The organism is uncultured Capnocytophaga sp., assembly GCF_937936315.1.
Taxonomy (GTDB): domain Bacteria; phylum Bacteroidota; class Bacteroidia; order Flavobacteriales; family Flavobacteriaceae; genus Capnocytophaga.
Genome location: NZ_CALGWU010000045.1, coordinates 1 through 6,100, shown reverse-complemented (window position 1 = coordinate 6,100; position 6,100 = coordinate 1). Strand labels below are relative to the sequence as shown.

General features: G+C 40.9%; 7 protein-coding genes. 1 reads left to right on the top strand and 6 read right to left on the bottom strand.

The window, feature by feature from the left end; translation table 11 throughout:
• The first annotated feature begins 205 nt into the window (after positions 1-205).
• Complete coding sequence (locus Q0162_RS08945; protein WP_297890989.1) at positions 206-625, top strand: SlyB protein; 420 nt, start codon at positions 206-208, stop codon at positions 623-625.
• Positions 626-699: 74 nt separating this feature from the next.
• Here Q0162_RS08945 and Q0162_RS08940 read toward each other — a convergent pair whose 3' ends face one another.
• The 6 genes from Q0162_RS08940 to Q0162_RS08915 are packed head-to-tail and all read right to left on the bottom strand — an operon-like array spanning position 700 to position 6,061.
• Positions 700-1,542 carry an aldo/keto reductase gene (locus Q0162_RS08940; protein WP_297890988.1) on the bottom strand — a complete coding sequence of 281 codons (843 nt, stop codon included), beginning with the start codon at positions 1,540-1,542 and terminating at the stop codon, positions 700-702.
• 9 nt (positions 1,543-1,551) lie between these two features.
• Complete coding sequence (locus Q0162_RS08935) at positions 1,552-2,388, bottom strand: carboxymuconolactone decarboxylase family protein (protein WP_297890987.1); 837 nt, start codon at positions 2,386-2,388, stop codon at positions 1,552-1,554.
• A gap of 6 nt (positions 2,389-2,394) precedes the next feature.
• The gene (locus tag Q0162_RS08930; protein WP_297890986.1) at positions 2,395-3,498 is read right to left on the bottom strand and encodes an alpha/beta fold hydrolase; all 1,104 of its coding nucleotides are present in this window, start codon (positions 3,496-3,498) and stop codon (positions 2,395-2,397) included.
• A 4-nt stretch (positions 3,499-3,502) separates the two neighbouring features.
• Entirely contained in the window at positions 3,503-4,474 is a 972-nt protein-coding gene (locus Q0162_RS08925) for an alpha/beta hydrolase (RefSeq protein WP_297890985.1), read from the bottom strand.
• 10 nt (positions 4,475-4,484) lie between these two features.
• Complete coding sequence (locus Q0162_RS08920; protein WP_297890984.1) at positions 4,485-5,042, bottom strand: flavodoxin family protein; 558 nt, start codon at positions 5,040-5,042, stop codon at positions 4,485-4,487.
• A 44-nt stretch (positions 5,043-5,086) separates the two neighbouring features.
• Positions 5,087-6,061 carry an alpha/beta hydrolase gene (locus tag Q0162_RS08915; RefSeq protein ID WP_297890983.1) on the bottom strand — a complete coding sequence of 325 codons (975 nt, stop codon included), beginning with the start codon at positions 6,059-6,061 and terminating at the stop codon, positions 5,087-5,089.
• Positions 6,062-6,100 lie beyond the last annotated feature (39 nt).

Here is a 6,100-nt window from a genome sequence, read left to right as displayed (position 1 = left end):
CTTTTTGTTCTTGAGAGCAACCTACAATGATGCTCCAAATGCATAAAATGATAAAAGTTTTTCTCATAATATTGTATTGTTTTTAAGTTATTCTAAATGCAAAGGTAGTGATAATTTAATAATTAGCAAATTAGTAAATTAGCGAATTTGCATATTAGGCAATTAAGTATTACTTTTGTGGCATTAAAATATTAATAATATAATTATGAGAAAAGTACTTTTAATGGGAGTGTTAGCTTCCTTTATGCTAGCGGGTTGTGGTACAGCTAAATCACCAGAGATGAAACGCTTGGAAAAACAACAACAAGCCTTGAAACTCAATACCGAGCTCAACGAATTGCAAATGAAACTCACACAAGAGCAAACCAATAATCAGTCGTTGCAAACTGAGGCTGCACAGGCTAATGAAGAAGCTACTGATCGCACGGATGCTTTTAGTGATGCGAGTTCGGCTTCAGCAAGTGCTAAAAAAGCGAACAAAGCTCGAAAGGCATTGCGCAAAGCTAGTAAGGCTAACAAGAATTTAGCCAAAAGTAATCGCCGTATTGAGAAATTGCAAAAAGACATCACTAAATTGCAAGAAAAGATAACTAAACTAAATGCTGAAGTAGAATTTAGCAAATAGATACAAGTTAGATGTTTTATTAAAAATTCCCGTGTGGTAGTACCACACGGGAATTTTACTAATTAGCACATTTGCTATTTACCATATTCTAGTATCATCTCTACAAAAGCAGGATCTCGGCGAGAAGAGAAGAGCGGTTGCTTGGTATCGAGGGCTTCAATCTTTGCCATATCCTCTTGGGATAGTTGGAAATCAAAAACATTGAAGTTCTGTTCCATACGCTCTTTACGCACCGACTTAGGAATACAAATAATATCGCGTTGTAATAGGTAGCGCAAGGCTACTTGGGCAGCACTTTTGTGATACTTTTCACCAATGGCATTGAGCGTAGGATTGGCAAAGAAATCGTTTCTACCTTCAGCAAAAGGTCCCCACGACATTAGCTTGGTATCGTATTTCTTCATTAGCTCTTGGAGGTCTTGCTGTTGGTAGAATACGTGTGTTTCCATCTGGTTTACCATAGGTTTTATCTCGCAGTGGTATGCCAAATCCAGGTATCTATCGGCATAGAAGTTGCTCACGCCAATAGCGCGCACTTTGCCTTCTTTGTAGGCTTCTTCCATAGCTCGATAAGAGCCATAATAGTCACCAAAAGGCTGGTGAACGAGTAGGAGGTCTATATAATCCGTTTGGAGTTTGCGCAAAGAGGTTTCGATAGAGGCTTTAGCTTTTTCATAGCCTGCATTGCTTATCCACACTTTGGTAACGATAAAGAACTCTTTACGGTCGATACCACTTTTCTTAATAGCATTGCCTACACCCTCTTCATTTTTGTAGATTTGGGCTGTGTCAATCATTCGGTAGCCTACCGAAATAGCATCACTTACGCAACGTTCACATTCTTCGGGGTCTACTTGGAATACTCCATAACCCAATAGGGGCATTTGTACCCCATTGTTTAATAGGATGTTTTTCATTTGTAATTCTTATTTTGTTAATTGAGTATATTCTTTTTCACTTACAGGTTCTTTCCATTCGGTTTTAGCTTTTTGCACATCCATTATAGCCAAATGGGCAAACCAACTTTGAGCGGTAGCTCCGTGCCAGTGTTTTACCCCTGCAGGCACTACTACCACATCGCCTTTTTGCAGCAGTTGGGCAGGCTTGCCCCACTCTTGATACCAACCTGTCCCTTCGGTAGCCAAGAGTATTTGTTCGGCACTATGCACGTGCCAATCGTTACGACAAGAGGGCTCAAAAGTAACATTGGCAACCAATATGTTGTTTTTCTTATCGGGGGCAACCAATACATTCAAATAGCTTTTACCAGAAAAGTGCTTGCTGTTTTCGGGGGAATTAGGCTCGCCAAGGGCAAAGATATATCCTGCATTGCCATGGCTTGGGTCGGCAGCTATTTCATTAGCATAGACTTCCTTAGCAGCAAGGAAAGCACTCCACGCCTTAGGCCAGCCTGCATAAAAGGCAATATGGGTAATCATCTCGGCTATTTCGTCTTTGCTGATGCCGTTTTTCTTGCCCTCGGTAAGGTGCGACTTAATAGTAAAATCAGGCGCTCCACTCCCTATTAGGGTAGCGATGGTTACCATACTGCGGTCACGAGCAGAAAGTTCCCCTTCACGACTCCACACTTGTCCAAAAAGAATATCATCATTGAGTTCAGCGAATTTAGGTGCAAAATTACCGAGGCGGTCTCGTCCAGCAGTTTGTTTTTTAGCTTCTTTTTTCATTGTATTTTGTTGTTTTACTTGGGCACTCATCGCTACTGTCAAGAGTACCATTGCAAAGATAATAATTTTTTTCATACAATTTTAATTTGCTAATTTCTTACTTTCTAACCATTTGTAGATATGTTCAAAAACTTCTTGGTTATTGAGGTCTTGAAACATAAAGTGGGTGTTGCCAGTGATACCTGCCTTAGGCAAATCGATAACTTTGCAGTCACCTCCGTTGGCATTGATCACTTCGGCAAATTTGTAAGCCAATTCGCGTACACCACTCCAGAAGTTTTGAGCGGGTAGCTCGGCAGTCTTATCGAAATCAGGAATATTGTCACCAAAATAGATAACGATAGGTCGCTTAGTGAGGGTGAGAAACTGTTCTTTAGGTACACCAAAACCTCCTACAGGGAAAGAAGTATTTTCTTTGGTAATCGTAGGAACTTCACCTTCGGGGAAGGGGAAAGTGCCTGGCTCAATGGCTACAACAGCTGTTACTTTTGGGGTTTGCATCGCAACATTCCAACCAATAATACCACCTTGTGAGTGCGTGATAAAGATACCGTCACCTCCTTTCTCGAAAGTAGCGACTAAAGCCTCCGTTACTTTTGGAATATCAAACTCACCTATGTTAGGAGTCATTTGTTGGAAAAACTTATGTAGTGTTTCTTCTCCTTGGGGGAATTTAGAATTGCTAAAAAGTTTAGGATAATATCCCATACGGAATTGGGTAAACCACGCTTGGTCTAAAGTAGGGGTGGTTACTGTAGCTTCTACTGAGGGTTGCCCTGCTGCCCCACGGCGAGGTTGGTCGATAAGGTAAGTAGCATAGCCTTTGCGGAGGAACATAGGGGCAAACCCTTCGCGCCCATCGGGGGTGTTCATCCAGCCCACACGCGACTGACCGAAACCGTGCAGGAAGTATACGCGGTGATTGTTGTAGGGCTGAGGTACTTGGTAGAAGATATTGGCATAATCGGCGTGAAGCGTTTGTCCGGCGGGGTTGTACTGACCTTTAATGGGGTCGAAAGTACCATCGGTTTTAAGCACGGCACCTCCTGCGGTGAAGAAACCTTGTTCTTTAATAGCAAGCACAGAACTTTCACTTTCATTTTGAGAAGCTGTCTTGCATTCTTGGTTGCAGTTGCAGCCTACTAAGGAAATCGCTGTGGCGAGGGTTATAAAAATTCTTTTCATTTTGCTATTGTTTAGAATATTGATTAAAAAATGTAATGATTTTAGGAATGATAACTGATAGATAGGCTTCTTTGTCGTACATATCGAAATGTCGAGCCTTAGGAACTACAAAAAATTCCTTACTATTAGTAGCGGCATTGTTATACATCAATTCTGCTCCTTGGCGAGTGAAAGCATTTTCGCCTGCTATTACCAAGAAAGGTGTATGTAGTTTTTTTACTTCTTCGGCAGGAAAGAATTTGCGCCAAGAAAGCTCAGACCAAGACGCAAACGGCAACCAATTAGGAGCAGCTCCTCGTTTGCTGTTGTAGTAATACTCAGCTCCTTCAGAACCTTCTTCAATGAGATTTACACGTGTAACAATACCTTTTTCTTCATACAGTTTCTTTTCAGCGAGCAACTGTGCTTCACTCTTGCCATTAGGGGCACCTAAGTGGATCAATTCAAAAGGATTGACTACTGCAATAGCTTTCAATGGAGACGATTTAGCCAAGGTAACAGCGTAAGGTAAATACACTCCTGAACCACAGATGCCTACAGCAAAGATTTTGTTTTTATCTACATTGGGATATTTTGCTATAAAAGCCACTGCGCTATTGATGTCGGTAGCTTTTATAGTAGGGTCTTCATAAGCGCGAGGTTGTCCCTCACTAGAACCAAAATAAGAATAATCATACACCATTGTAACAAACCCTTTTTCAGCTAAAAGTTGTGCGTAAAGACTGGCGGTTTGTTCTTTAGTACCTCCCATAGGTCCTTGTACTACTACCGCAGGTAGATGGTCGCTTTTCTTCATTTTTATGGGAGTATAAATCACTCCTGCTAATTGAAAACCAGAAGTCTGGTTTTTGAATACTACTGGAGTAATATTTACCGTTTCGGTAGGAGGTTGAGCTATAACCTCATTTTCTTGTGCCAATGCCCCTATGCTTACCAAAGATAAACATATCGGAGTTAAAACATTATTCTTTTTCATATACTTTTAATTATTTCAGTTTTTCGGAGAGTTTTTGTGCTTGTGATTGATTGTTAGCCATTCCTTCATAGCTAAAACCATACATTTCACAAAAACGTTTTATAGTGTATTCTCCGTCATTAATCATAAACTCGGAAGGACTTAAACCTTGATATAAAAAAAAGAGTTTACGAGGAGCAAACGAATTTGGGGCAATAGTCCCGTAAAAACGCTCTAACAAGGTGCGTACGATGCTACTTATATTGTGCCAATATACAGGAGAACCAAGCACAATGATATCGGCATTTCTAATTTTCGTCAATACTTCATCGAATTGGTCGCCCGAGAGAGTCTGTCCGTAATGATTGACTCTATACTCTACTAGATTAAGTGTTTCGTATGTTTTTCCTTTGAGTAATGTTTGTGCTAACTGAGCCGTATTGCCGTTAGGGTTTGGGCTTCCGTTGATAAAAAGAATCTTTTGGGTATTCTTCTTGTTGTTCATTTCTTCGTCTTTGTTTTGGCAACTTGCCGTTCCTATTAAAGTAAAAAAAGCAAGTGCAAGTGTTAATAATTTGCTTTTATTCATCTTTTTTCGTCAGTATTCTTGACGACTGATTAATTATTTATTTATTACAAATTCTTTTTAAAAAACTCTGTGAGTTTCTTTACTGCTTGGGTTACGTAGGGTTCTTTCCAATAGGTTTGGATATGGGTGGCTCCTTCAAGCAAATAGAGTTCTTTAGGTTGTGCATTGACGGCTTTAGCAAAGGCATCTTCGGTCATATCACGAGTGTCGGCTTTACTACCGGCAAGCATTAAGAGCGGTTGGTTGATAAGCTCTATTTGGTCGGTAGCATCAAAGCGCATCAAGTCCAGAAGACTACTTTGGGTGTAACGGAAGGTGCTGTTTGGGTGGGCATGGGTTTCAAGATAATATTCATAACCTTCGCGATAGAGTTCAAAAGGCATTTTAGCAACCTCTTCTTTGCTCATTTTAGGCATATTGCCCACATAACGCACCTGACCACCACGAGCTTCTTCTTCGCGGGCTTCGGAAGCCTCTTTAAGTCGTTGTTGGATAGTAGCTACTTGCGAGTTTTTAAAACCATTACGGCGCACCAATCCTGTGTTGAACATACTTAATGTTGCTACAGCTTTAAATCGCTTATCGGTTTTTGCTGCATTGAGTGTATAGCCTCCTCCGCCACAGATACCGAGTATCCCGATACGATTGGCATCTACCCCGGCGTAGGTACTGATAAAATCGGCAGCAGCGTGAAGGTCGGCAGTACGGCTGGAAGGGGTATCTACATTACGAGGGGTACCTCCACTGGCTCCTTGATAAGCAGCATCGGGAACTATCACAATATAACCTTGCTTTGCCAAAAGCTCGGCATACAAACCTGCGACTTGTTCTTTTACGCCACCGTTAGGGTGGGCTACCACTATAGCAGGATATTTTTTAGTTTTGTCATATCCCGCAGGTGTATAGACATTAGCTGCAATGCTAATACCATCATTGCGGGTGTATTGTACGGGGTGCATTTGTTGTGCTGATAGGTTCATAATAGTCGTAAGAGTTAAAAGGTTTATTGTCTTTTTCATTTCTATATGTTTTTATTATTTGTTCATTAACTAATTACA

What these genes read in the sequence shown, in the direction of transcription:
- Q0162_RS08920 (WP_297890984.1), bottom strand. Translation starts at nt 5,042, where the DNA reads ATGAATAAAAGCAAATTATTAACACTTGCACTTGCTTTTTTTACTTTA.
- Q0162_RS08930 (WP_297890986.1), bottom strand. Translation starts at nt 3,498, where the DNA reads ATGAAAAGAATTTTTATAACCCTCGCCACAGCGATTTCCTTAGTAGGC.
- Q0162_RS08940 (WP_297890988.1), bottom strand. Translation starts at nt 1,542, where the DNA reads ATGAAAAACATCCTATTAAACAATGGGGTACAAATGCCCCTATTGGGT.
- Q0162_RS08915 (WP_297890983.1), bottom strand. Translation starts at nt 6,061, where the DNA reads ATGAAAAAGACAATAAACCTTTTAACTCTTACGACTATTATGAACCTA.
- Q0162_RS08945 (WP_297890989.1), top strand. Translation starts at nt 206, where the DNA reads ATGAGAAAAGTACTTTTAATGGGAGTGTTAGCTTCCTTTATGCTAGCG.
- Q0162_RS08935 (WP_297890987.1), bottom strand. Translation starts at nt 2,388, where the DNA reads ATGAAAAAAATTATTATCTTTGCAATGGTACTCTTGACAGTAGCGATG.
- Q0162_RS08925 (WP_297890985.1), bottom strand. Translation starts at nt 4,474, where the DNA reads ATGAAAAAGAATAATGTTTTAACTCCGATATGTTTATCTTTGGTAAGC.